Source organism: Mycobacterium sp., assembly GCF_002863225.1.
Lineage (GTDB): Bacteria > Actinomycetota > Actinomycetes > Mycobacteriales > Mycobacteriaceae > Mycobacterium.
In genome coordinates this window covers 1-24914 of sequence record NZ_PKEK01000052.1, presented here as the reverse complement: position 1 = coordinate 24914, position 24914 = coordinate 1, and the positions used below count along the sequence as shown (strand labels likewise).

The window sequence follows — 24914 nt, the reverse complement described above, 5'->3', positions numbered from 1 at the left end:
CCGCGTCGATTGGCGTCCAGCAACCCCGAATGTGTACCCTCACCGGTGAACAACCGCTCGTCGGCACATTCACAGCGTGGTGATCCGCGGCCGAATCGAGCGGGTCCGGCCACAGCGCGAGGCCCGGTTGCGGGCCAACGCCGATGTCAGTCCACCGCAAGAGATGTGGTTGACTACGGAAGCACAGCTGCGCCGTCCGACATCGATGCGGGTCCGAATGACTTGCTGAGAACCGGACACTCAGGCCGGCGAGCTCAGCAACGACGCGGGCCAAGAAGCGGCACCCTGAGAAGCTGAGTAATAGGGCATGCAGTCCGACCCACAATGTTGGGCCCGACAATGAATGAGGAAGCAAGAATGAGGCTTGTTGACAGGTTTCGCGGTGTGGCAAGCAAGTTGCCACGCCGGCTCGCGATCGGGGCCGCTGCTGCGGCTCTGCTGCCGGGCCTGATCGGCGCGGTGGGCCAGACCGCCGACGCCAGTGCATTCTCCCGGCCGGGTCTGCCCGTCGAGTACCTGCAGGTGCCTTCTGCAGCGATGGGCCGCGACATCAAGGTCCAGTTCCAGAGCGGTGGCGCCAACTCGCCCGCCGTCTACCTGCTCGACGGTCTTCGTGCGCAGGACGACTTCAACGGCTGGGACATCAACACCCCCGCCTTCGAGTGGTACCTGCAGTCCGGGCTGTCGCTCGTCATGCCTGTCGGCGGACAGTCCAGCTGGTACACCGACTGGTACAAGCCGGCCTGCGGCAAGGCCGGTTGCTCGACCTACAAGTGGGAGACCTTCCTCACCAGCGAGCTCCCCGCCTTCCTCGCCTCCAAGGGCGTCAAGCAGAACGGTGGCGCTGCCGTCGGTCTGTCGATGGCCGGCGCCTCGGCGCTGAACCTGGCCAACTACCACCCGGCGCAGTTCATCGAGGTCGGTGCGTTCTCCGGTCTACTCGACCCGTCGCAGGGCATGGGCCCGTCGCTGATCGGCCTCGCCATGGGTGACGCCGGTGGCTACAAGCCCGCCGACATGTGGGGCCCGAAGGAAGACCCGGCCTGGGCTCGTAACGACCCGCTCCTGAACGTCGGCAAGACCGTCGCCAACAACACGCGTCTGTGGCTCTACTGCGGTAACGGCAAGCCGTCCGACCTGGGTGGCGACAACCTGCCGGCCAAGTTCCTCGAGGGCTTCGTGCGGACCAGCAACATCAAGTACCAGGACGCGTACAACGCCGCCGGCGGTCACAACGCGCAGTTCCACTTCGACGCCAACGGCACGCACGACTGGCCGTACTGGGGAGCGCAGCTGCACGCCATGCTGCCCGACCTGCAGGCGACTCTCGGTGCTACCCCGGGCGCAGGCCCAGGGGTGGGTGCTCCGGCCGCTGCGGCGACCGGCCAGCACACCTGATCTGACAACAGCACGGCAGACGGCGACGACCTTGCGGGGTCGTCGCCGTTCGCCGTTTCTGGCGTCGGCGTCCAACCGGGTGTGATTAGCTACCTTGCGGAACCGGGGGCGATCCGCAGCCCTCCAATCGGCGGTTGAGCGACAAGTGAGGTCTGGGATGAGAAGTCTGTCAGTGCAGTTCAGGCTGCTACGGCTGCTGTGCGCGGCCGTGTTGACGGTCGGCGGCCTCATCGGGACGCACATGAGCGCGGCACGCGCCGCCGGCTACGAGACGCTGATGGTGCCCTCCGCGGCGATGGGCCGCGATATCCCGGTTCAGTTCATGGCCGGTGGACCGCACGCGGTCTACCTACTGGACGCCTTCAACGCCGCGCCCGACGTCAGCAACTGGGCGACTGCCGGAAACGCCTTCAACACGCTCGCCGGAAAGGGTGTCTCGGTGGCCGCGCCGGCCGGTGGCGCCTTCAGCATGTACACCAACTGGGAGCGCGACGGCAGCAAGCAGTGGGACACCTTCCTGTCGCAGGAGTTGCCGGACTGGCTGGCCGCTAACAAGGGCCTGGCCCCCGGCGGCCACGGCGTCGTCGGCGCGTCGCAGGGCGGATACGCCGCGATGGCACTGGCCTGCTTCCACCCCGACCGGTTCGGCTTCGCCGGCTCGTTGTCGGGCTTCCTCTACCCGTCCAACACGACCTCGAACGGAGCGATTCTGGCCGGCCTGCAGCAGTTCGGCGGTGTCGACGGCAACGGCATGTGGGGCGCCCCGCAGCTGGGTCGCTGGAAGTGGCACGACCCCGAGGTGCACGCGATGCTGCTGGCACAGAACAACTCCCGCATCTGGGTCTGGAGCCCGACCAACATGGGTGGCGACGCCGCCGCGATGATCGGCCAGGCCGGTGAGGCGATGGCCGGCGCGCGATTCTTCTACCAGGAGTACCGCAACGTCGGCGGACACAACGGCCACTTCGACTTCCCCGGCGGCGGCAGCAACGACTGGGGCTCGTGGAGCGGGCAGCTGGGCGCCATGTCCGGCGACATCGTCGGGGCCATCCGCTAGCTGGTCAGCCGGTCACCGGGTCGCGACCCGGTACCGTGAACGAAAGCTCGACGGCCCCGGGTCTGTCGGCTGTGCCACCGACCGACTCTGCTAGCAGGAGACCATGGCTGTGAACTCACGGCGGAAACGCCGTCGTCGAATCCTGGCGTTGACCGCCGCCGCCGCGGTGGCACTGGTGGTGGGGCTGGTCATCCTGGTCGTGGTCGGCATGCTTCGGCAGCGGCAGGCCGTGCCCACCGCGGTGCCCCCCAGCATCGTGCCCCCGACCAGCAGCGGGTCCGCCCGCCCGCACAAGCCGCGGCCGGCGTCGCAGGACTCCAGCTGCCCCGACGTGCAGCTGATCTCGATTCCCGGCACCTGGGAGTCGTCGTTGCAGGACGACCCGCTCAACCCGGTCCAGTTCCCGAAGGCGTTGCTGCTCAACGTCACCCGCCCGATCCGCGAGCAGTTCAACTCCGCCCGCGTCGAGACCTACACCGTGCCCTACACCGCCCAGTTCCGGAACCCGCTCGGTGGCGACCCGCAGATGTCCTACAACGACAGCCGGGCCGAGGGCACCCGCGCGGCGGTCAAGGCGATGACGGACATGAACGTCAAATGCCCGCTGACCAGCTACGTGCTGGTGGGGTTCTCGCAGGGGGCGGTCATCGCCGGTGACATCGCCAGCGACGTCGGCAACGGCCGCGGGCCGGTGGACGACGACCTGGTGCTCGGTGTGACGTTGATCGCCGATGGTCGGCGCCAGCAAGGGGTGGGGCAGGAGATCGGACCCAATCCGCCCGGCGAAGGCGCCGAGATCATCCTGCACGAGGTGCCGGTGCTGTCCACCCTCGGTCTGACGATGACGGGCCCGCGGCCGGGCGGTTTCGGCGCGCTCAACGACAGGACCAACGAGATCTGCGGTGCGGGCGACCTGATCTGCGCCGCCCCGCCGGAAGCGTTCAGCCTGGCGAACCTGCCCAGGACACTCGACATCCTGGCCGGCGGAGCCGGCGCCCCGGTGCACGCGCTCTACGGAACCACCCAGTTCTGGAGTCTGGACGGTCTGCCGTCGACGGAGTGGACGCTGAATTGGGCGCACGGCACGATCGAGAACGCCCCCCATCCAAAACATGGCTGAGTCCAAACACAGCTGAAGCGGGCCGGCTGAAACTTCTTCGGCACGGCGTCACAGGTCACAGTTCCGACAAGGCGTACCTTCAGATTTGGTTGGCGGCGCGCCGCCCTCTAACATTAAGAGGAATTTAAGAGCAACTGTGGTCGTCCTGTCGTGTCCATGCTGTTCGAGATGCTCAGCATGCTTCGGTAGCCTCTGGGAGGTTTGCCGTCCGCGACCGCCCCACGAGGGTGAGAGCGCGGTGTTCGCGCAGGTCGACCCGAGCCTTTCGACGGGGCTCACACGCACTTAACCCGAGCAAACGTGGTGAAAGAGAGAGCGGCATGGCTTACCACAATCCGTTCGTCGTGAACGGCAGGATCACGTTCCCCGACAACGCCAACCTGGTGCGCCACGTCGAGAAGTGGGCGAAAGTTCGCGGCGAGAAGCTCGCCTACCGGTTCCTGGACTACTCGGTCGAGCGCGACGGGGTCACCCGCGACATCGCCTGGTCGGAGTTCGCCGCGCGCAACCGCGCCGTCGGCGCCCGCCTGCAGCAGGTCACCAAGCCGGGTGACCGGGTCGCCATCCTCTGCCCGCAGAACCTCGACTACGTCGTCGGCTTCTTCGGCATCCTCTACGCCGGCCGGATCGGTGTGCCACTGTTCGACCCGTCGGAGCCCGGCCACGTCGGCCGGTTGCACTCGGTTCTCGACGACTGCGAGCCGACCGCGATCCTGACCACCAGCGACTCCGCCGAAGGTGTCCGCAAGTTCTTCCGCAGCCGACCGGCCAAGGAACGCCCACGGGTGATCGCCGTCGACGCGGTGCCCAAGGAGGTCGAGTCCACCTGGGACCCGAGCCAGGTCGACGCCACCGCGATCGCCTACCTGCAGTACACCTCCGGTTCGACCCGCACCCCGACCGGCGTCGAGGTCACCCAGGCGAACCTGGCCACCAACTGCGTTCAGGTGCTGCAGGCATTGGAGGGCAACGAAGGCGATCGCGGTGTCACCTGGTTGCCGTTCTTCCACGACATGGGCCTGATCACGATCATGCTCGGGCCGATGCTCGGCCAGCACAACACCTTCATGACGCCCGCGGCGTTCGTGCGCCGGCCCAGCCGCTGGCTGCGCGCGCTGGCCGGTGTCGCCGGTGACGACGGCCCCACCTACTCGCTGGCCCCGAACTTCGCGTTCGAGCATGCCGCGCTGCGCGGCCTGCCCCGCGACGACGAGCCGCCACTGGATCTGTCCAACGTCAAGGCCCTGCTCAACGGCAGCGAGCCGATCTCGGTGGCGTCGATGCGCAAATTCACCGACGCGTTCGCCCCGTACGGGATGGACACCAACGTGATCAAGCCCTGCTACGGATTGGCCGAGGCGACGCTGTTCGTCTCGATCACACCGATGGACGAGGGCCCGACCGTCGTCTACGTCGACCGGGACAAGCTGAACAGCCACACCTTCGTCGAGGTGGACGCCGATTCGCCCACTGCGGTCACCCAGGTGTCCGCCGGCCAGGTCGGTGTCGACGAGTGGGCGGTCATCGTGGACGCCGAGACGGCCACCGAGTTGCCCGACGGTCAGATCGGTGAGATCTGGCTGCACGGCCCGAACATGGGCCAGGGCTACTGGCGGCGCGAGGCGGAGTCGACCGAGGTCTTCCGCAACATCCTGAAATCGCGTATCGACCAGTCGCACGCCGAGGGCGCCGCCGACGACGGCACCTGGGTCCAGACCGGCGACTACGGCACCTATTACAAGGGCAACCTCTACATCACCGGTCGCGTCAAAGACCTGGTGATCATCGACGGACGTAACCACTACCCGCAGGATCTGGAGTACTCCGCGCAGGAGGCCAGCCGGGCCCTGCGTACCGGTTACGTTGCCGCGTTCTCGGTACCGACCAACCAGTTGCCGGCGTCGGTCTTCGAAAACCCGCACGCCGGGCTGAAATTCGACAAGGACGACACCTCCGAGCAGTTGGTGATCGTCGCCGAGCGGGCACCGGGCGCGCACAAGCTGGACTACCAGCCGATCGCCGACGACATCCGGGCGGCCATCGCCGTGCGGCACGGTGTGACCGTGCGCGACGTGCTGCTGGTGCAGTCCGGATCGGTTCCGCGGACCTCCAGCGGGAAGATCGGCCGCCGCGCTTGCCGCGCCGCCTACATCGACGGCAGCCTGCGCAGCGGCACCACCGGCCCGAACGCCTACCCCGACCAAACTGACTGAGCGACAACATGACTGAGCTCGATACCGAAAACGCACCCGCCGGCGACGAAGCACCTGGTGCCGGAGCCGCCCCGGCTCGCACCGAGATGTCCATCACGGAGGTGCGGCAGTGGCTGCGCAACTGGGTGGCCACTGCCACCGGTCAGTCACCCGACGCGGTCCACGAGGCGACGCCGATGGTCGAGCTCGGTCTGTCGTCGCGTGACGCGGTCGCGATGGCCGCCGACATCGAGGACGCCACCGGTGTCACGGTGTCGATCGCGGCGGCGTTCGAGCATCCCACCATCGAGTCGCTGGCCACCTGGATCGTCGAAGGCGACCCCGAACTCGACCAGACCGGCACCGCCGACGACGACTGGACGCGCACCGGGCCGGTCGAACGCGTCGACATCGCGGTGGTCGGACTGGCCACCCGGCTGCCCGGCGACATGAACACCCCCGACCAGACCTGGGCCGCGCTGCTCGAGGGCCGCGACGCGATCACCGAGCTGCCCGAGGGCCGCTGGTCGGAGTTCATGGGCGAACCCCGGCTGGCCGAGGCGATCAAGAAGGCCCGCACCCGCGGCGGCTACCTCAGCGACATCAAGGGCTTCGACTCCGAGTTCTTCGCGTTGTCCAAGACCGAAGCCGACAACATCGACCCACAGCAGCGGATGACGCTGGAGCTCACCTGGGAAGCCCTCGAGCACGCCCGCATCCCGGCTTCCAGCCTGCGCGGCGAATCCGTCGGCGTCTACGTCGGCACTTCGGTGATGGACTACAGCTATCTGGCGATGTCCGACCCGACCGTCGCGCACCCGTACGCCATCACAGGCACCGCGAGTTCCATTGTCGCGAACCGGGTTTCGTACTTCTTCGACTTCCACGGCCCGTCGGTCGCGGTGGACACCGCCTGCTCGAGTTCGCTGGTCGCCACGCACCAGGCGGTGCAGGCGCTGCGCAACGGCGAATGCGACGTGGCGATGGCCGGTGGAGTCAACGCGCTGATCACTCCCGCCGTGACACTCGGTTTCGACGAGATCGGCCAGGTGCTCTCACCCGACGGCCGGATCAAGTCCTTCTCCTCGGACGCCGACGGCTACGTCCGCTCCGAGGGCGGGGCGATGCTGGTGCTCAAGCGGGTCGACGACGCCCGCCGCGACGGCGACCAGATTCTCGCGGTGATCGCCGGAAGCGCCACCAACCACGACGGTCGCTCCAACGGACTGATCGCGCCCAACCCGGACGCGCAGGCCGACGTGCTGCGCCGGGCCTACAAGGACGCCGGTATCAACCCCCGCACCATCGACTACGTCGAAGCGCACGGCACCGGTACCGTGCTCGGCGATCCGATCGAGGCACAGGCCCTGGGCCGGGTGATCGGTCGTGGCCGTTCCGCCGACAAGCCGGTACTGCTCGGCGCGGTGAAAACCAATGTCGGACACATGGAGTCGGCCGCCGGCGCGGCCAGCCTGGCCAAGATGGTGCTGTCGCTGCACCACGACAAGCTGCCACCGTCGATCAACTACGCCGGCCCCAACCCCTTCATCGATTTCGATGCCGCGCATCTGAAAGTCCTTGACACCGTGTCCGACTGGCCTCGCTACAGCGGGTACGCCGTCGCGGGTGTCTCCGGCTTCGGCTTCGGTGGCGCCAACGCACACCTGGTGCTGCGCGAGGTGCTGCCCCGCGACGTCGTCGAACGCGAGCCCGAGCCGGAACTGGAGAAGACGCCCGAGGCGCCGGCCGCCGACGAGCACGTCGAACTGATCGGCGGCATGCGCTTCGACGAGTACGGCGAGTTCATCGAAGACGACCACAAGCCGCTCGAGGACTCCTACGAGCTGCCCGGCATCACTGACGAGGCCCTGCGTCTCAGGGAGATCGCGCGGGAAGAGCTTGCGGCGGAAGAGGTCCCGACCCCGGTCGTGCCGCTGGCGGTGTCGGCGTTCCTGACCTCGCGTAAGCGGGCCGCCGCGGCCGAGCTCGCCGACTGGATCGAATCGCCTGAGGGACAGGCGTCGTCGCTGGAGTCGATCGGGCGGGCGCTGTCGCGCCGCAACCACGGCCGCTCACGCGCGGTGGTGCTGGCCCACGACCACGAAGAGGCCGTCAAGGGCCTGCGCGCGATCGCCGAAGGCAAGCAGAAGCCGTACGTCTTCAGCACCGACGGTCCGGTCACCAACGGACCGGTCTGGGCGATGGCCGGTTTCGGTGCACAGCACCGCAAGATGGGCAAGAACCTCTACCTGCGCAACGAGATCTTCGCCGAGTGGATCGAGAAGGTCGACGCTCTGATCCAGGACGAGCGGGGCTACTCGATCCTCGAGTTGATCCTCGACGATTCGATCGACTACGGCATCGAGACCAGCAACGTCGTGATCTTCGCGATTCAGATCGCGCTGGGTGAGGTGCTCAAGCACCACGGCGCCAAACCCGCTGCCGTGGTTGGTCAGTCGCTGGGTGAACCCGCATCCGCCTACTTTGCCGGTGGCCTCTCGCTGGCCGACGCCACGCGGGTGATCTGTTCCCGCTCGCACCTGATGGGTGAGGGCGAGGCGATGCTGTTCGGTGAGTACATCCGGTTCATGGCGCTCGTCGAGTATTCCGCGGACGAACTCAAGACCGTCTTCGCCGACTTCCCCGCTCTCGAGGTGTGCGTCTATGCCGCGCCCAGCCAGACGGTCATCGGCGGACCGCCGGATCAGATCGACGCGATCGTCGCCCGGGCGGAGGCCGAGGGCCGCTTCGCGCGCAAACTGCAGACCAAGGGCGCCGGCCACACCTCGCAGATGGACCCGTTGCTCGGCGAGTTCTCCGCTGAGCTGCAAGGTATCTCGCCCAACAGCCCGAACGTCGGCATCTTCTCGACCGTGCACGAGGGCACCTACGTCCGGCCGAACGGTGAGCCGATCCACGACGTCGCCTACTGGATCAAGGGCATGCGCCACTCGGTGTACTTCACCCACGGCGTCCGCAACGCCGTCGACAACGGTTACACCACGTTCCTGGAACTCGCGCCCAACCCGGTCGCCCTGATGCAGATCGGCCTGACCACCGCGGCCGCGGGATTGCCTGATGCGCAACTCATTCCGACGCTCGCTCGCAAGCAGGACGACGTCGAGTCGATGATCTCGGCGATGGCACAGCTGTTCGTCTACGGCCACGACCTCGACATCCGCACGCTGTTCACCCGCGCTTCGGGACCTGAGGATTTTGCGGACGTCCCGCCCACGCGGTTCAAGCGCAAGGAGCACTGGCTCGACGCGCACTTCTCCGGCGACGGCTCGGTGCTGATGCCCGGCACGCACGTGGCCCTACCCGACAGCCGGCACGTGTGGGAGTACGCGCCGCGCGGCGAGACCGACCTTGCTGCCCTGGTGAAAGCCGCTGCGACACAGGTTCTTCCGGATGCAGTGCTGACGGCTTCCGAGCAGCGCGCGGTCGCGGCCGACGGTGCCCGCCTGGTCACCACGCTGACCCGCCATCCCGGTGGCGCCGCGGTGCAGATCCACGCGCGGATCGACGAGTCCTTCACGCTGGTCTACGACGCGCTGGTGTCACGAGCCGGCCAGGCGTCGGTGCTGCCGACGGCCGTGGGCGCCGGTGCGGCGATCGCGCCGACCGTCACCGCCGCGCCAACCCCCGCGGCTGCCCCGGTTGCCGAGCCGGTCGAGGAGGATTCGGACAAAGCGGGCACGGTGACCGACAGCCTGACCGCGCGACAGCTCGGCGCGATCAAGCGCTGGTCGCCGGATTCCGGTGAGACGATTCGTGATCGGCTGGCCTCCATCGTGTCGATGGCGATGGGTTACGAGCCGGAGGACCTGCCCTGGGAGGTCCCGCTGGTCGAGCTCGGCCTGGACTCCATGATGGCCGTCCGGATCAAGAACCGCGTCGAGTACGACTTCGACATGCCGCCGATCCAACTGCAGGCAGTACGCGACGCCAACCTCTACAACGTCGAGAAGCTGATCGAGTACGCGGTGGAGCACCGCGACGAGGTGCAGGAGCTGCACGAGCGCCAGAAGACGCAGACCGCCGACGAGATCGCCGCCGAGCAGGCCGCGATACTGTCCGGCGCGACCCCGGCGTCGCTGGCCGCACCGGCGCCGGATCCGCAGGCCGAACCGGAGACCCAGGCCGAACCGGAGACCCAGGCCGAGCCCAGCCCGGAGCCCGCGTCGACCATCCCGCCGCCGCCGACCGATCCGTCCGGCCCGAGCAGCGCAGCACCGCCCAACCTGGCCGGTGCCGCTCAGGCGCTCAACTCCGAAGCGGTTGCCGCAGCGCTCAATTCGGATATCCCACCCCGGGACGCCGCGGAGCGGGTCACCTTTGCGACGTGGGCCATCGTCACCGGCAAGTCGCCGGGCGGCATCTTCAACGCGCTGCCTGAGCTCGACGACGCCGCCGCCACCAAGCTGGCGGATCGGCTCTCGGAGCGCGCGGAGGGCACCATCACCGTCGACGACGTCAGGGCCGCCGGCACCATCGAGGAACTCGCGAGCACGGTGCGCGAATTCCTGGAGGCCGGCCAGATCGACGGGTTCGTCCGCACGATCCGGCCCAGGCCCGAAGGTTCCACCAAGCCTGCGGTTTTCGTGTTCCACGCCGCGGGCGGGTCGACGGTGGTCTACGAGCCGCTGCTCAACCGCCTGCCGGCAGACATCCCGATGTACGGCTTCGAGCGTGTCGAAGGCACCATCGAAGAGCGTGCGGCGCAATACGTTCCGAAGCTTCGTGAGCTCGGTGGCGACGGGCCGTTCATCCTGGCCGGGTGGTCGCTCGGTGGCGCACTGGCCTACGCCTGCGCGATCGGTCTCAAGCAGCAGGGCTGCGACGTGCCGTTCGTCGGGCTGATCGACGCGGTCATGCCGGGCGAGCCGATCCTGCAGACCAAGGAAGAGACCCGCAAGCGCTGGGACCGCTACGCGAAGTTCGCCGAGCGGACCTTCAACGTCGAGGTGCCGCCGATCCCGTACGAGACGCTGGAATCGCTCGACGACGAGGGACAGGTCAGGTTCGTCCTGGAAGCCGTCCAGCAGGCCGGCGTGCAGATCCCCGGCGGGATCATCGAGCACCAGCGCACGTCGTATCTGGACCAGCGGGCGATCGACACCGCCGAGTACCAGCCCTACGACGGCCACGTGACGCTGTACATGGCCGACCGCTATCACGACGACGCGATCACGTTCGAGCCCGCGTACGCCATCCGCAAGCCGGACGGCGGTTGGGGCGACTACGTGGCCGACCTCGAGGTGGTGCCGATCGGCGGCGAGCACATCCAAGCCATCGACGAGCCGATCATCGCCAAAGTCGGTGCGCATATGACCCAGGCGCTCAACAAGATTCACGCCGAGCAGAAAGAGGGCTAAGTGACCACCAAGACCACCGCCGAGCTGCTGACCGAACTACGCGAGAAGCTGGAACTGGCGAAGGAACCTGGTGATCCGAAGGCGATCGCCCGGCGTGACAAAAAGGGCATCCCGAGCGCCCGCGCCCGGATCCACGCTCTGGTCGACCCGGGCAGCTTCCTGGAGATCGGGGCCCTGGCTCGCACGCCCGGCGACCCGAACGCGCTGTACGGCGACGGTGTGGTCACCGGTCACGCCCGGATCAACGGCCGCCCGGTCGCGGTGTTCAGCCACGACCAGACGGTGTTCCAGGGTTCGGTCGGCGAGATGTTCGGCCGCAAGGTGGCCAAGCTGATGGATTGGGTCGCGATGGTCGGCTGCCCGATCGTCGGTATCAACGACTCCGCCGGTGCCCGGATCCAGGACGCAGTGACCTCGCTGGCGTGGTACGCCGAGTTGGGCCGCCGGCACGAGATGCTGCGTGGCATGGTGCCCGAGGTCTCTATCATCTTGGGCAAATGTGCTGGCGGGGCGGTCTATTCGCCAATCCAGACCGACCTGTTGGTGGCGGTGCGCGACCAGGGCTACATGTTCATCACCGGGCCCGACGTGATCAAGGACGTCACCGGTGAGGACGTGACGTTCGACGAGCTGGGTGGCGCCGACGTGCAGGCGCAGCGCGGCAACATCCACAAGGTGGTCGAAGACGAGGCCGCGGCATTCCAGTATGTGCGCGATTACCTTTCGTTCCTGCCGGACAACACATTTGGCGACGGGCCGATCGTCAACCCTGGTCTGGAGCCGGAGATCACCCCGACCGACCTCGAGCTGGACACCATCGTCCCGGATGCGGACAACACCGCCTACGACATGCACGAGATCCTGCTGCGCATCTTCGACGACGGTGACGTCTTCGAGATCGCCGACCAGCGTGGCCCGGCGATCATCACCGCCTTTGCCCGGGTCGACGGCCGATCGGTCGGTGTGATCGCCAATCAGCCGATGTTCATGTCCGGTGCGGTCGACAGCGAGGCCTCGGACAAGGCGTCGAGCTTCATCCGGTTCTGCGACTCTTACAATCTGCCACTGGTTTTCGTGGTCGACACCCCAGGTGCCATGCCGGGTGTCACCGAGGAGAAGAACGGGATCATCAAACGCGGTGGTCGCTTCTTCAACGCGATCGTGGAGGCCGAGGTGCCGAAGGTGACGATCGTCGTCCGCAAGGCCTACGGCGGTGGCTACGCGGTGATGGGTTCCAAGCAGCTGTCCGCCGACCTGAACTTCGCCTGGCCCACCGCGCGCATTGCGGTGATCGGAGCGGACGGCGCCGCGCAGTTGCTGGTGAAGCGCTTCCCCGACCCGACCGCGCCCGAGGTGCAGCAGATCAAGAAGGACTTCATCGAGGGGTACAACCTCAACATGGCGATCCCGTGGATCGCAGCCGAGCGCGGCTACATCGACGGCGTGATCGAGCCGCACGAAACCCGGCTGCTGCTGCGCAAATCGCTACACCTGTTGCGGGAGAAGCAGATTCACTGGCGCACGCAGCGCAAGCACGGCCTGACGCCGATCTAGACCTTGACCACGAAGTCCGAGGTGTAGAACTCGGCCGGGCTCTGCGACCGCGGGCTCGGCCGCCGGATGAACACCCACGCGCCGGTGGCCCCGGAAGAGAGCCGACCGCTCACGCTGGTGTTGCCGACGCCTGCGCCGTCAGTGTCCAGCGTGCCCACCGACACACCAGGTCCGGATCCGTCGCAGGGTGCATTCGCGGGGCGCGGCAGCTGAATGAGTTGGACGTCGAAGTGGGCGCCGGGCTCGCCGGCTTCGGCGAAGTGGATGTCAGCCGTCACCGCGCCGCCACCGGCGTGGACGAGCGCCGAGGCCGTACCGCTGTTGGTCGACGCAAAGTCGGGGATGGGGCTGAAGTCGCACGAGCGCAGGATGCCGCGCAAAGGGACCAGCGTGCCGGCTTCGGCACCGGCGAGACCCGCCGAGGCACCCAGCGCAAGGACGGTGGGCAGCGCGCAGCATGCCAGGGCAGAAATCCTTAGTGACATTTTGTCAATTATCCGTTCGACGAGGTGAACACACCACGTCGGACGAGGGAGAGTTCGCTTACATGGGATGCGGTGATGTGACGGGGGACACCGTCAGGTGCTAGTTTTCGGCACCCTCTTGATGCTTTTGCACCTTCTCACCGATTTTGGTGGAATCCCGAAGTTCTTTCTTCGCTTTGGCCGCTTCGTCGGCCATTTCGCCGATCGACTCGTCGCCTTCTTCAGCGCGCATGGTGACCTCTTTCCATTCGCCTGTGCGTACCCCTGATGACGGAAGCCGAACCAGTCAGCAATCTTCTACAAATATAGAAAAAGTGGTCACGACGAGATAACGACGCTGTTAGCGTGCGCGCATGCATCGCTGGAGGGTGTTGACCCTGGCTGTCCTGTTGCTCGCGCCGCTGCTGCTGTGGGGTGCGCGCCCGGCCGCGGCCGACACCGGCGACGAGCCGCGATATGCGGACTTTTACCTGCCCCCGGATCCGCTGCCGGCCGGCAAGCCGGGCGACCTGATCCGCACCGAGCCGTCGCGTCTGGTGCTCGAACCGTCCGGCCAGTTGGGCGCCATCATGGCGACCGGTACGCGAATCATGTACCGCAGCACCGATACTCGTGGCAATCCGATCGCGGTGACCGGCACCTACTTCGAGCCGTACAACGACTGGCCGGGCAAAGGACCGCGGCCGCTGATCAGCTACGCACCCGGCACGCAAGGCCAGGGCAACCAGTGCGCCCCGTCGCGGATGTTCAACCAGGGCATCCATTACTCGGGCGGCTGGGACATCATGTTCAACTACGAGGAGCTGTTCGTCGCGACGATGGTTGCTCGTGGATTCGCGATCGTGATGACCGACTACCAGGGCCTGGGCACCTCGACCATGCACACCTATGTCGGCCGGGTCGCCGAGGGCCAAGCGGTGCTCGATGCTGCCCGCGCGGCGCAGCGGCTTCCCGGAACATCACTGGAACCGCATGGGCCAGTCGCACTTTGGGGATACTCGCAGGGCGGTGGAGCGACGGCGTCGGCGGCCGAGCTGGCATCGCGTTACGCGCCGGAGCTACACCTGGTCGGCACCTACGCCGGGGCCCCGCCCGCCGACCTCAAGGAGCTCTTCCCCTACGCCGACGGCAGCGTCCTTGTCGGCGTCGTCGGCTACGCGCTGAACAGCGTGATGGCGGCCTACCCGGAAGCGGCTGATGCCATCCGGTCGAAGATGACACCGCGCGGGCTGGCCATGCTCGAGTCGGTGTCGCGCCAGTGTGTCAGCCAGACGCTGATCGACTTCATGTTCCGGCATCTGCAGCCCTACTTCACCGAGGACATCTACCAGCTGGTCGAGCAGGAGCCGTTCAAGACGCTGTTCGACGAGCAGAAACTCGGGCGGTACAAACCCAACGCACCGGTGCTGATCAACAGCAACCGGTACGACCCGCTGGTCCCGTGGACGGCCGCGAATCAGCTGGGGCGGGACTGGTGCGCCAAGAGCGCCGACGTGGAATTTCGCACCAACGAGGAACCGCCGTTCTTGAACAAGCTGATCATCAACCATGCGCTACCCATGCTCGTCGACGGTGAGCCGGCCATGCAGTGGATCGCGGCACGGTTCAACGGCGAGCCAACCGGACCGAACTGCGGGACGTTCTGAACCGCCGCGCCGTTTAATAGGTGCATCACCACATCCCGCCGGTCCGGTCCGCAGCAGCGCCGCAATGATTTGTGCGACGCGGCGCTCGACGTGCTGGGCCGCGGCGGGGCGCGCAGCCTGACTCACCTCGAGGTCGACCGCCGCGCGGGGATGCCGCCCGGTACCACCTCGGCGTACTACCGGACGCGCGAGGCGCTGCTGCATGCGATCGCGGCCCGCATCACCGAACTCGACCTGGCCGACCTGACCACGATGACCGAGAAGGTAGGCCGCGAAGCCGGCGCCACGCCCAGGATCAGTGAGTTGGCAAAGATCGTCATGAAGGCATCGCACGATCCGTGGCTCACCCGTACCCGGGCTCGGTTCGAGCTGGCGCTGCAGTCGAGTCGCGACCCGGTGCTGAGCGAAACGCTGCAGCAGACGATCGCTTTCTTCACCGCCCTTGCGCGGCAGGCGGTTACGAGTTGGCAGGATCTCGGCGAAGTCCTCGACCCGGATCTCGTCGAGGATCAGACCCTGGCCCTACTGACCTTCATGGACGGCGTGATGATGGGCTTCGTCCGCGGCGTCAGCGCGTTCGACGACCATCGCCACCTCGCCCGGGTGCTGCAGGGGCTGATCGAGGCGGTCGGTGATCCGGCGTGACGGGTCCGCTCATGAAAAAACTGGGCGACAAGAACCGAAGTCCTTGCCGCCCAGCCTGGTTCGTGGGTTATTCGGCAGCCTTCTGGCGGGCCTCGGCCGCCTTCTCGGCGGCGCGTGAGGCCTCGGCCTCGGCCTCTTTCTTGGCGACGTCGCGCTGGGCCTTGGCCTTGTCCTGCTGGGCCCGGCCTTCCTCACGGAGGCCGTCGCGGTTTGTCACGATGCCGACGATCTCTTTTGCCTTACCGACGACGTCCTCGACGACGCCCAGAACGGCAGCTTGGGGTCCGCTGGTCACGACTGTTCCTCTCTGCTCGGGAATGGGGATGAGGAATCCCTACCCGGTGCCGCAGAAGACTCAACGTGATGTGACTGTCCTCACCGAATCACGCTTTTGTGGTTAGGGTTTGATCCTGATCTTGCCCGGTGACCACCAGCCGAAGTGCGTGGCGGTGCCGAGATCCAGCTGTGCGGGCTGGGCGTCGACCAGGGTGTCGAACTTGCGTAGCGAGCCCCAGTCGCGGGCCCAGTCGTGGGACAGGTAGGTAGCCATCACGTGGGCGCGAAGCAACAGGTCGGTGATGCCCAGCAGACCGCCGTTGACGCCGTCCTCCCAGGTGTCGGTGTCCATCTTCTTCGCCGTGTAATCCGGCGTGATGCGGAACTTGGGAATGTCGGTGACACCGTTGGAATGCAGCATCGGCTGTTGGCACGGGAACGCCAGCCCGACCGCCCAGTCCAGCAGCACCGGCTGCGTCGACCCGACGTATTCCTGCACCGATCGCAACTCGGGCACCCGCGGCGGCGTCACCGCGATCCAGTCCTCCGGCGTCAGGGACAGGTCTTCGGCGACCACCCGGACGGCAACGGCGTCCGCGGGGATCTCGGAACGTGGGAACCGCAGGTTCCGCCACGCTTTCGGCTGCTCGCCGTAGAGGTCGTCGGGCACCAGTCGTCCGGCGGGCACCACGTCGCCACCGGCGCCGGCCCGGCCGTATTCCAGCACCACCGTCTGCCCCTCGGTGTGGTGGTGCAGCACGCTGTTGCCCTCGATCTTGCCCGCGGCGGTCACCACCACCAGTGGATGCCCGTCGTCGGCGGGCGGCAGCTGATACCAGGCCGAGGCCAGCTTGCTCTGCTGCTGCGCCTCGGTGGTGTAGCTGCCCAGAACCGGAATTCGTTGCGGGTCAAGTCCATACGGCAGCAGCACGGTCGAACCGTTGACGCCGGCCGTCTTGAGTTTGGTCGGTGCGTCCCAGTCGTAGTCGGTGCCGGGCTGGTTCGGGTGCATCACCACCGCCTCGGCGACGGTGTGGTCCGGCACGCCGTCGGGTGTGAAGCCGACCGGGTTGGTGCCGCCCAGGGGGCCGAGGTCGCCGAAAGCACCGGGCTTGGGCTGCATGAATCCGGCGTTGGTGTCCGGTTCGACCAGAACGTCGTCAGCCAGGCCGCAGCCACCGGCGAAGGCCCGGATGTTCGACGAGCCGTTGGAGAAGGTGGGGTACTGCCGGACGATCCCGATCGTCATCGAAGCAATGAAGACCAGAGCCATGAACCCGGCGGCCAGTGGGACCGGGGCCGCCGTCAGCGCGCGGGCCACCCGTCCCTCACCGCGGTCGCGGGAAGCGAAGTGCAGCCAGGCAGCGTAGATCGCGACCGCGACGAACAGCGCGAAAAACATTGCATGGACGCTGATTCCGGCGATCTTCGGCATCGCCGCGTTGAACGGGACGCCGTAGCTGGACACGTACCACCAGCCGTTGGTGGTGGCGAAGCAGAGCGCCACCACGAACACCGTCGCGGCCAGGAACGCCATCCGGTTGCGCGACCAGCGCAGCACCGCAGGCGACACCAGCGCCGTCGTCAACGCCGCCATCGCCGCACCCACCGCGGCGAACAGGCCGAAGTGGTGCACCCACTTGGTGGGGGTGAACATCAGGAAGAACATCGTGCCGAAGATGACGCCCATCAGCCGCCACGCCGGGCCGCGGGCCACGCCGGGAACCCGCTTGCGCCGCAACAGGATGAACACGGCGGTGAACAGGCACAGCGCGGTGATCAGGAAACCGAACCGGCGCGACAGCGAACCGTCGACGGTCGGCAGGAACAGGTAGTAGTAGCGCAGGTTCTCGGTGTACCAGGCCTGGCTGGGCCCGATCGCGGTGCGAATCCTGGTGGCCTCCAACACCGTTGCCAATGTCTGGTCGGCGAACACCACGGGCAGGATGACCGTGCCTGCGGCCAGCATCGGCGCCACCAGTGGCCAGGTGCCGACCACCCGGTGGCGTCGCACCAGGATTCGCAGGATCGGGCGGCCACCGGCCACCAACGCGGCGACCGCGATCAGCCCGGTCGGCTGCACGCCGAGGGTGAACGCCGCGGTCACCACGGCCAGCGCGGCGGGCGTCAGCCGGCTGTAGCGCATGGCCCGTTCGATCAGCACGTAGGTGATCAGTGAGCCGACCGCGATGATCGGCTCCGGCCGCAGGCCGTTGTCGAAGGGCATCCACGCGGTCAGCAGTACCAGCCCGGCGGCCCAGTTCGCGGCCTTGCTCTTGGTCACCGCCGGTCCCAACCGGGGCAGCACCTCGCGGGACAGCAGCAGCCAGCACACCAGCCCGGCGACCAAGTCCGGCAACCGAATCCACAGACTCGAATCGCTGACATGGGTCATCAGCGCCAGCAGGTTGTAGTACCAGCCGAACGGGTCCTCGGGGCTGCCGAACCAGCGGAAGTAGTTCGACATGTAGCCGGCGCGGTCGGCGACCCGGGCCATGCCGAGGATGTAGCCGTCGTCCGAGGAGTTGGCGCCGATCACCCACCAGAGCACGAATCCGGACGTGATCGTCGCGTCGGCCAGCGTGAAGGTGCGCCAGTTCGCCGGGATCCACCGGCGCATCCGATGGCCGTCCAACTGGTCGAGCCGCCACAGCGCGATCAGCGCGACGATGGTCGCCAGGATCGCCCCGACCATCGCGGCGAGCTTCAATGTGGTTGGCGTGGTGGAGAAGCGGGTGTCGATGGTGGCCGACATCGTCAGGCCCGGAGGCGCGGGCCCGGTCAGGTCGGTGAACACTCCGACGATCTGCGGCCGCAGGTTCGGGTCCGGGTAACCGCTGCGCAACTCCTTGCCACCGGGGTCCTTGAGCCCGACGAACGTGGCGTACGTCCCGGCGGTGGTCGAGGTGACATCGATGCGGGAGCACCCGGGGGCGCCAGCGGTTCCAACCACCTGCTCGCGTGGCACCGAGAGGATCACCACATTGCGGTCGGTGACATCCACCCGTTGCTTGCCGACGACGACGAACAGCGCTTGGAGGTTGGCGTCCTTGCCTTTTCGTGGCGCGGTGCCCAGCACCACGCCGCCGTTCGGCGGCATGCCCCGCACCACTTCGCAGGGCACCTGCGCGTGGAAATCGACCGGTGTCAACGAGATCAGCGGCGCGGTGACGCTGGTGAGCTGACCGTTCTGCGGCCAGTTCAGGTCGGCGGTGGTCTGCACGACCGGCAGCAGCGGGGTGGCCACCGACAGCAGGAAGCCGATCAGCCCCGCGATGGTGGCGACCCAGCGGGTCGCTTTGACGTTGTCGCCGTTGGGCGCGTTGAAGGTGCTCACGGCAGTGCTCGAATCGGTCCTTGTCGGCTCCAGCCGTAGACAGTGCTACTGCCTTGCTGGACGGCGGCGATCGGCGCCACGTCGTCGGGCAGCCACCGGTGGTACTGCTCCACCTGGCCCCAGTCGCGGTACCAGTCGCCGTTCAGGTAGGTCGGCACCGTCGACGTCCACATCAGCGCCTGGGTGAACAGGAACGGTCCGCCGGACTTCGACGCCTGCCACAGGTTAGACGACGCCGACGTCTGCTTGTGGTCGGGCTGGATGCGGTACTGCGGAAGTTCGGCGACACCCAGGTGTTCTGAAAACGGGCGCTGGCACGGGAAATTCGCGGCCGTGGCGACGTCCATCAGCACCGGCTGCTGCGGCCCGATCAACTGCTGCAGGGTCTTGGTCACCGGCGCCCGCGGCGGGGTGAACGCAAACCACTGGTCCTCGCTGAGGTTGGGGTCGTAGGCGACGATGCGGGCCACATTGGCCTCCGGCGGCGCCCAGCTCATCGGGAAGCGCAGGTTTCGCCAGGCCGGCTGCGGGCCGATGTCGATCGGGAACATCAGCCCGAGGGGTGCAACGCTGCCGTCGGGTTTGGCTGTGCCCCACTGCAATCGGAGCGACTGGCCGTACATGAAGTCACCGTCCTCTTTGTACGACCAGATGGCGCCCGATGCGGCGACGACGATCAACGGCCGGTCCGGCGTGCGCGGGGGCATCTGGTACCAGGACGAGGTAGCGGTGGCGGCACGGGAGTTTTCGCCGTAGCTGCCCATCACCGGTGTGCGGGCCGGGTCGAGGCCGAACGGCAGCGCCGCCTGCGAGCCGTTGACCCCGGTCGGGCCCTTGCCGCCCGCGGTGCCGGCCGAGTCGGTGATCGACGCGTTCGGCTTGTTCGGTGATGCGTCGGAGTTGACCACACCGGGCTTGGTGACAACCGGGTCGGACTGCAGGTTGTCGCCGACCCCCTGCGGGGTGAAGCCGATCGGGTTGTCGCCACCGAGTGGACCGTCGGGGCCGAACTTTTGGCCGGGAAGTGGTTGCAGCACACCCTCATTGGGGTCCGGCTCGGCCAGCACGTCGTCCGCCATCGCGCAGCTGGACGACGAGAGCCCCGAAGTGATAGCCGAGAAGTTGGCCTTGCCGGTGGTGTACATCGGATAGCGCAGCACCGCGCCCTTGCCCAGCGACGCGACTTCACCGAAGACCATGATCACCGAGACCACCAGCAGGGGCGTCGACGCCAGCACCCGGTTACGTCGGGTCGCGGCGACCTCGGTGTGCCCGGCGTAGTCCATCCGGAAGTGCTGCCAGGCGGCCAGCAGTCCGGTCGCGATCGACAGCGCCAAGAACATCGACGTCACCGGGTGGCTGGCGATCACCGGTTGGATGTCGTACCAGGGGACGCCGTAGTTGTTCACGGAGAACCAGCCGTTGATCCCCGACGTCGCCCAGGCCAGCATGAACAGCAGCGCGGTCACATACAGCGTCAGGTTGCGGCGGTTGTGCAGACCGATGCGGGCCATCGCGAACGCGGTGACGGCGCCGAGCGCGCCGGCCAACCCGGCGAAGGCGCCGAACTGGATCGCCCACTTCGTCGGCGTGAAGTGCAGCAGCAGCAGGCCGATCGCCGTCGTCCCGATCAACCGCCAGGCCGGGCCGCCGGCCACACCGGGCACCTTGCCGCGCCGCAACAGGATGACCAGCACCCCGAACAGGCACAGCATCATGATCAGCACCGCGAACCGCCGCGACATCGAGCCCTCGGCGTTGCTCTCCACGGTCAGGAAGTAGTAGCGCAGAAACTCCTGGTACCAGGCGATCGTCGGGCCGACCTTGTACTTGATCCGCGCCGCCTCGGCGACCCCGGCCAGCGTCTGCGACCGGAACACCACGACGACGATCAGGGTCAGCGACCCGGTCAGTACCGCCAGCGGCGCCAGTAAACCGTCAGTTGCCCTGCGCCGCATGATGATCAGTGCGATCGGCCGGGCGGCGGCCAGCAGTGCCGCGACGGCGATCAGACCCTGCGGCGCCAGTGTCGCGGTGAGCGTGGCGACGATGATCGCGAAGGCCGCGGGCACCAGCCGCCGGGTCGCGATCGAGGTCTCGGCGAGCACCCAGGTGACCACGGTGCCCAGGGCGATCAACGGCTCGGGGCGCAGGCCGTTGTTGAACGGCAGCCAGGCCGCCAGGAACACCGCGCCCGCCGTCCACACCGCCACCCGGTTACCGGCCAGACCACCGCGCCCCGGACCCAGTCGGCGCAGCATGTAGCGGCTGATGATCAGCCAGGTGCCGATCGCGGCCAGGGTCGCGGGCAGTCGCATCCAGACACCCGCGGTGCTCACCGTCGAAAGGTGGGCCAGCACCGACTGATACCAGTCGAACGGAGCCTCGCTGGTACCGAAGTAGCGGTAGTAGTTGGCCACGTATCCGGCCTTGCCGGCGACCCGGGCCATGGTCAGGTTGTAACCGTCGTCCGACGAGGTCGCGCCGATGACGTGCCAGAGCAGCAGCGTGCCGATCACCGCGGCGTCGGCGAGCCAGGTGGTGAACCCGGCCTGCAGGAGGTGGCGCCAGGTGCGGGGCGTTCGCCGTCCCGACTGCCGGTCCAGCACGGCCAGCGCGGCGATCGCGACCAGTACGGCGAGCACGCCCAGCGTCATGACCGCGGCCTTGAGCGGCGTGGGGGCGACGATGAATCGGGTGTCGACGTCGACGCGGGCCGACAACCCCGGCTGCGCGGGGACCGTCAGGTCGGTGAAGATGCCGCCGACCGCCGGCTTCTTCTCCGGGGCCAGCCGGCCGGCCGCTCCCGGTATTCCGGCGAAGTCCGCGCCGGCGCCGGTCGCGTCCGCCCAGATGTGCAGCGTGCTGCACTTGCCGTCGGCGATGGCCGAGCGGGGGGCCGCCGCGGCGACCGAGTCGCGGAACGCGACGGTGACGGTGTCCTTGTTGGCGCGGACGAACAGCCCGTTCTTGCCGGTCTCGAAACCGGCGACCGGCAGCGTCGACACCACCAGGCCGCCGTCGGCGGGCAGCGTCGCGATCGCGGCGCACGGAATGGAGACGTCCATGGCCCGCGGCGCTCCGGAGACCAACGGCGCGGTGATGTCGGTGACGTGGCCGTCTTTCAGGCCCTGCGGCCACAGCACGGTCGCCGTCGTCTGTCGGACCGGCAGCAGCGGGACCACCGCGCACAGCAGGGCGCCGACGATCCCCGCGACGATGGCGATCAGCCGGGCGATCGATCTGGCGTCGGGGGACACGAGGGACGATGTTAGGCGACCCCTTCCGCTGACGATGCAGCGCGCGCCGCGCGCTGAGCACGCGACTCCGTATTCGACGCTGGACACCGACCGGCCGTGTTTGCCGTGTCGCCGCCTCGAGCGCGTAACCGCCCGTTAATACCGGGTCCGGGTGCCGCCCTTGCATGGCCGCGAAAGTGGGGTTGGCCGACCCTGGTTTGGACCCGGCCGAGGGCGGGCACAGGCATTTGTCCTCCCCTGATCCAAATGAAGTTCATAGGAAGTCGGCCAATGACGGTCCAGGTCAATGCCTCGCGAAACCCGAATAGTCCTGCTCAACGCACCTCTCCCCACCCCTCAGGCCCGTTCGACTCGCCGAACGAAACATGGTTTAGTGAGTCAGCGGTGGTGAATTTAACGGAGCAGCAACAAAACACCACCGGCCATTGGCGTGAGTTGTGGAGTTCCCCCTATTCGCGAACGACCGCGGTGGTCGCCGGGGGCGTGGTGCTGTATTCCACCAACGAGTTCCTGACGATCAGCATGCTGCCGAGCACGATCAACGAGATCGGCGGCGAGCGGATTTATGCGTGGGTGACGACGCTGTACCTCGTCGGGTCGGTGGTCGCCGCGGCGACGGTCAATGCGCTGCTGCACCGTCTCGGTGCCGGCCTCGCGTACCTCGGTGGTTATAGCGTCCTGGCTACCGGCAGCCTGGTCTGCGCGGCGGCCCCCAACATGGAAATCCTGCTGGTGGGCCGATTCCTGCAGGGGCTCGCCGGTGGTCTGCTGTGCGGCTTGAGTTTCGCGGTGATCAACGCGGTACTGCCGCGCCGATTGTGGAGTCGAGGTTCCGCGTTGGCGGCGTCGACCTGGGGAATCGGCGCTCTTCTCGGCCCCGCGCTGGGTGGGCTGTTCGCGCAGTTCGGCGCATGGCGGTGGGCGTTCGGCCTGTTGGCCATGCTGAGCATCGCGATCGGCATCGCCACGCCGGGCCTGTTGACCGTGGACGGCTCTGAGCAGCCTGACCGCGACTCGGCCCGGGTCCCGATACCGTCCGTGGTGCTGTTGGGCGCGGCCGCACTGGCGGTCAGCGTGGCCTCGGTGCCGCACAACACTCTCGCGACGGCCGGACTGCTGGTCTTCGGCGCCCTGCTGATCGGCGCGTTCCTGGTCGTCGACCGCCGGATGGACACCGCTGTGCTACCCGCCAGCGTCTACGGCTTCGGCCCGCTGAAGTGGGTCTACCTGACGCTGGGACTACTGGTGGCCGCCACCAAGGTCGACCTCTACGTGCCGTTGTTCGGCCAGCGGCTGGCGCACCTCGGGCCCATCGTGGCGGGCCTGCTGGGCGCGGCGTTGTCGCTGGGCTGGACGATCAGTGGCTTGGGCAGCGGTTCGCTGAACAAGACACGCACGATCGTCGGCGTGGTGATCGCGGCTCCGCTGGTGATGGCCGGTGGTCTGGCGTTGGCCGGAATCATGCACGTACAGGGCGCGACCGCCGGAATCGTCGTCGTCTGCGCGGTCGCTCTGCTGGGTGTCGGGATCGGCATCGGCGCGGCGTGGCCGCACCTGTCGGCATGGGCGATGAGCGACGTCGACGACCCCGCCGAGGGTGGGGCTGCCGCTACTGCGATCAACTCGGTACAGCTGATATTCGGTGCCTTCGGCGCCGGGCTGGCCGGCGTGGTGGTGAACCTGGTCGACGGCGGGGGAGCTTCGGCGGCGAGGTGGGCCTTCGCCGTTTTCGCCCTGCTGGCGTTGACCGCCTGCGCTACCGCGTTCCGCGCGGGTCGCCGGCAGATCGCTTTCTGACCGGTCGGCGGCGGGAGCCGTCTCGTAGAAATCAGGCTGCCGAAAGTTGTCGGACCCGATTGCGATGATTGCGTCATGTCCGTGACCATGTCGCCTGTTGCGGCGGTCAGCCCCGCTGAGCGTCTCGATGTGTTGTTCGAGGAGTTGGCGGAGCTGGCCGGGCAGCGCAACGCGGTGGACGGGCGGATCGTGGAGATCGTCGCCGAGTTGGATCGCGATGAGCTGTGCGGTGCTACCGGTGCGCGGTCGGTGGCGGCGTTGGTGGCCTGGAAGCTGGGCTCGACATCGGCAAACGCCGCGACCATCACCACTGTGGCGCGGCGGCTCGAGGAGTTTCCCCGGTGTGCGGCCGGTCTGCGGGAGGGGCGGCTGTCGTTGGATCAGGTGGGCGTCATCGCCGTGCACGCGGGCGAGGGGTCAGATGAGCATTACGCCGAGCTGGCCCAGGTCGCGACGGTCCATCAGCTGCGCACCGCGGTGAAGTTGGAACCGCAACCCGAATCCGATTCCGCTCGGCCAGAACCCGAGCGCTCGATCAGCAAGACCTCGCGTGAGCAGTCCACGTGTTGGCGGATCACGCTTCCGCACGACGAAGCGGCGAAGTTCGACGCGGCGCTGGCGTCGCATCGTGAGGCGTTGATGGCCCAGTGGAAGCAGGATCGTGGCAGCGGCGAGGGCGTCGAGCACCTCACGCCGCCGCTGCCGAGCACGGTGGAGGCGTTTATGCGTCTGGTCGAGGCCGGCTGGGACGCCGAGGCAGCTCGCCGGC

At 67.6% G+C, this 24914-nt stretch carries 15 protein-coding genes; 10 read left to right on the top strand and 5 right to left on the bottom strand.

All coding sequences use genetic code 11. The annotated features are described in order from the left end of the window. Nucleotides 1-357 precede the first annotated feature (357 nt). From CYU59_RS18285 to CYU59_RS18260, 6 genes are all read left to right on the top strand, one after another. Nucleotides 358-1398 carry an alpha/beta hydrolase family protein gene (locus CYU59_RS18285; protein WP_293001223.1) on the top strand — a complete coding sequence of 347 codons (1041 nt, stop codon included), beginning with the start codon at nucleotides 358-360 and terminating at the stop codon, nucleotides 1396-1398. Between the two features lie 157 nt (nucleotides 1399-1555). Next, nucleotides 1556-2455 carry an alpha/beta hydrolase family protein gene (locus tag CYU59_RS18280; RefSeq protein WP_293001221.1) on the top strand — a complete coding sequence of 300 codons (900 nt, stop codon included), beginning with the start codon at nucleotides 1556-1558 and terminating at the stop codon, nucleotides 2453-2455. A gap of 103 nt (nucleotides 2456-2558) precedes the next feature. After that, a complete protein-coding gene (locus CYU59_RS18275) occupies nucleotides 2559-3575 on the top strand; it encodes a cutinase family protein (RefSeq protein WP_293001219.1) in 1017 nt (338 codons plus the stop codon). A 320-nt stretch (nucleotides 3576-3895) separates the two neighbouring features. Next, the gene (fadD32, locus tag CYU59_RS18270; RefSeq protein ID WP_293001216.1) at nucleotides 3896-5788 is read left to right on the top strand and encodes a long-chain-fatty-acid--AMP ligase FadD32; all 1893 of its coding nucleotides are present in this window, start codon (nucleotides 3896-3898) and stop codon (nucleotides 5786-5788) included. Nucleotides 5789-5874: 86 nt separating this feature from the next. Next, nucleotides 5875-11145 (top strand): polyketide synthase Pks13, encoded by a 5271-nt coding sequence (gene pks13, locus CYU59_RS18265; RefSeq protein WP_293001468.1) that lies wholly within the window; start codon nucleotides 5875-5877, stop codon nucleotides 11143-11145. After that, nucleotides 11146-12699, top strand: coding sequence for an acyl-CoA carboxylase subunit beta (locus CYU59_RS18260; RefSeq protein ID WP_293001214.1), 1554 nt, complete (start codon nucleotides 11146-11148; stop codon nucleotides 12697-12699). Here the strand turns inward: CYU59_RS18260 and CYU59_RS18255 are convergent. Together CYU59_RS18255 and CYU59_RS18250 are read right to left on the bottom strand one after the other, a co-directional pair. Next, nucleotides 12696-13184, bottom strand: a complete 489-nt coding sequence (locus tag CYU59_RS18255; protein WP_293001212.1) for a hypothetical protein — start codon at nucleotides 13182-13184, stop codon at nucleotides 12696-12698. The two genes, CYU59_RS18260 and CYU59_RS18255, sit on opposite strands and share 4 nt — an antisense overlap. A gap of 100 nt (nucleotides 13185-13284) precedes the next feature. After that, nucleotides 13285-13416, bottom strand: a complete 132-nt coding sequence (locus CYU59_RS18250; RefSeq protein WP_293001210.1) for a hypothetical protein — start codon at nucleotides 13414-13416, stop codon at nucleotides 13285-13287. 121 nt (nucleotides 13417-13537) lie between these two features. On the opposite strand from CYU59_RS18250, the gene CYU59_RS18245 reads away from it, so the two are divergent. Both CYU59_RS18245 and CYU59_RS18240 read left to right on the top strand, forming a co-directional pair. Beyond that, the gene (locus CYU59_RS18245; RefSeq protein WP_293001208.1) at nucleotides 13538-14830 is read left to right on the top strand and encodes a lipase family protein; all 1293 of its coding nucleotides are present in this window, start codon (nucleotides 13538-13540) and stop codon (nucleotides 14828-14830) included. A 69-nt stretch (nucleotides 14831-14899) separates the two neighbouring features. Next, complete coding sequence (locus CYU59_RS18240) at nucleotides 14900-15475, top strand: TetR family transcriptional regulator (RefSeq protein WP_293001206.1); 576 nt, start codon at nucleotides 14900-14902, stop codon at nucleotides 15473-15475. Between the two features lie 67 nt (nucleotides 15476-15542). Here CYU59_RS18240 and CYU59_RS18235 read toward each other — a convergent pair whose 3' ends face one another. The 3 genes from CYU59_RS18235 to CYU59_RS18225 all read right to left on the bottom strand — a co-directional run bounded on the left by CYU59_RS18235 (nucleotide 15543) and on the right by CYU59_RS18225 (nucleotide 22348). Next, nucleotides 15543-15770: a CsbD family protein gene (locus CYU59_RS18235; protein WP_293001204.1), complete on the bottom strand. Its 228-nt coding sequence runs from the start codon at nucleotides 15768-15770 to the stop codon at nucleotides 15543-15545. 102 nt (nucleotides 15771-15872) lie between these two features. Further along, nucleotides 15873-19088, bottom strand: coding sequence for an arabinosyltransferase domain-containing protein (locus tag CYU59_RS18230; protein ID WP_293001202.1), 3216 nt, complete (start codon nucleotides 19086-19088; stop codon nucleotides 15873-15875). Next, nucleotides 19085-22348 (bottom strand): arabinosyltransferase domain-containing protein, encoded by a 3264-nt coding sequence (locus CYU59_RS18225; protein ID WP_293001200.1) that lies wholly within the window; start codon nucleotides 22346-22348, stop codon nucleotides 19085-19087. Before CYU59_RS18225 ends, CYU59_RS18230 begins: the two co-directional genes overlap by 4 nt. Before the next feature lie 384 nt (nucleotides 22349-22732). Here CYU59_RS18225 and CYU59_RS18220 point away from each other — a divergent pair, with 384 nt between their 5' ends. Together CYU59_RS18220 and CYU59_RS18215 are read left to right on the top strand one after the other, a co-directional pair. Further along, on the top strand, nucleotides 22733-24145 hold the full coding sequence (locus CYU59_RS18220) for an MFS transporter (protein ID WP_293001197.1): 1413 nt from the start codon (nucleotides 22733-22735) through the stop codon (nucleotides 24143-24145). A gap of 75 nt (nucleotides 24146-24220) precedes the next feature. Continuing rightward, the coding region (locus tag CYU59_RS18215) for a DUF222 domain-containing protein (protein WP_293001195.1) at nucleotides 24221-24914 on the top strand (694 nt) is incomplete at its 3' end.

What these genes read in the sequence shown, in the direction of transcription:
- fadD32 (WP_293001216.1), top strand. Translation starts at nt 3,896, where the DNA reads ATGGCTTACCACAATCCGTTCGTCGTGAACGGCAGGATCACGTTCCCC.
- CYU59_RS18285 (WP_293001223.1), top strand. Translation starts at nt 358, where the DNA reads ATGAGGCTTGTTGACAGGTTTCGCGGTGTGGCAAGCAAGTTGCCACGC.
- CYU59_RS18245 (WP_293001208.1), top strand. Translation starts at nt 13,538, where the DNA reads ATGCATCGCTGGAGGGTGTTGACCCTGGCTGTCCTGTTGCTCGCGCCG.
- CYU59_RS18275 (WP_293001219.1), top strand. Translation starts at nt 2,559, where the DNA reads ATGGCTGTGAACTCACGGCGGAAACGCCGTCGTCGAATCCTGGCGTTG.
- CYU59_RS18255 (WP_293001212.1), bottom strand. Translation starts at nt 13,184, where the DNA reads ATGTCACTAAGGATTTCTGCCCTGGCATGCTGCGCGCTGCCCACCGTC.
- pks13 (WP_293001468.1), top strand. Translation starts at nt 5,875, where the DNA reads ATGTCCATCACGGAGGTGCGGCAGTGGCTGCGCAACTGGGTGGCCACT.
- CYU59_RS18280 (WP_293001221.1), top strand. Translation starts at nt 1,556, where the DNA reads ATGAGAAGTCTGTCAGTGCAGTTCAGGCTGCTACGGCTGCTGTGCGCG.
- CYU59_RS18250 (WP_293001210.1), bottom strand. Translation starts at nt 13,416, where the DNA reads ATGCGCGCTGAAGAAGGCGACGAGTCGATCGGCGAAATGGCCGACGAA.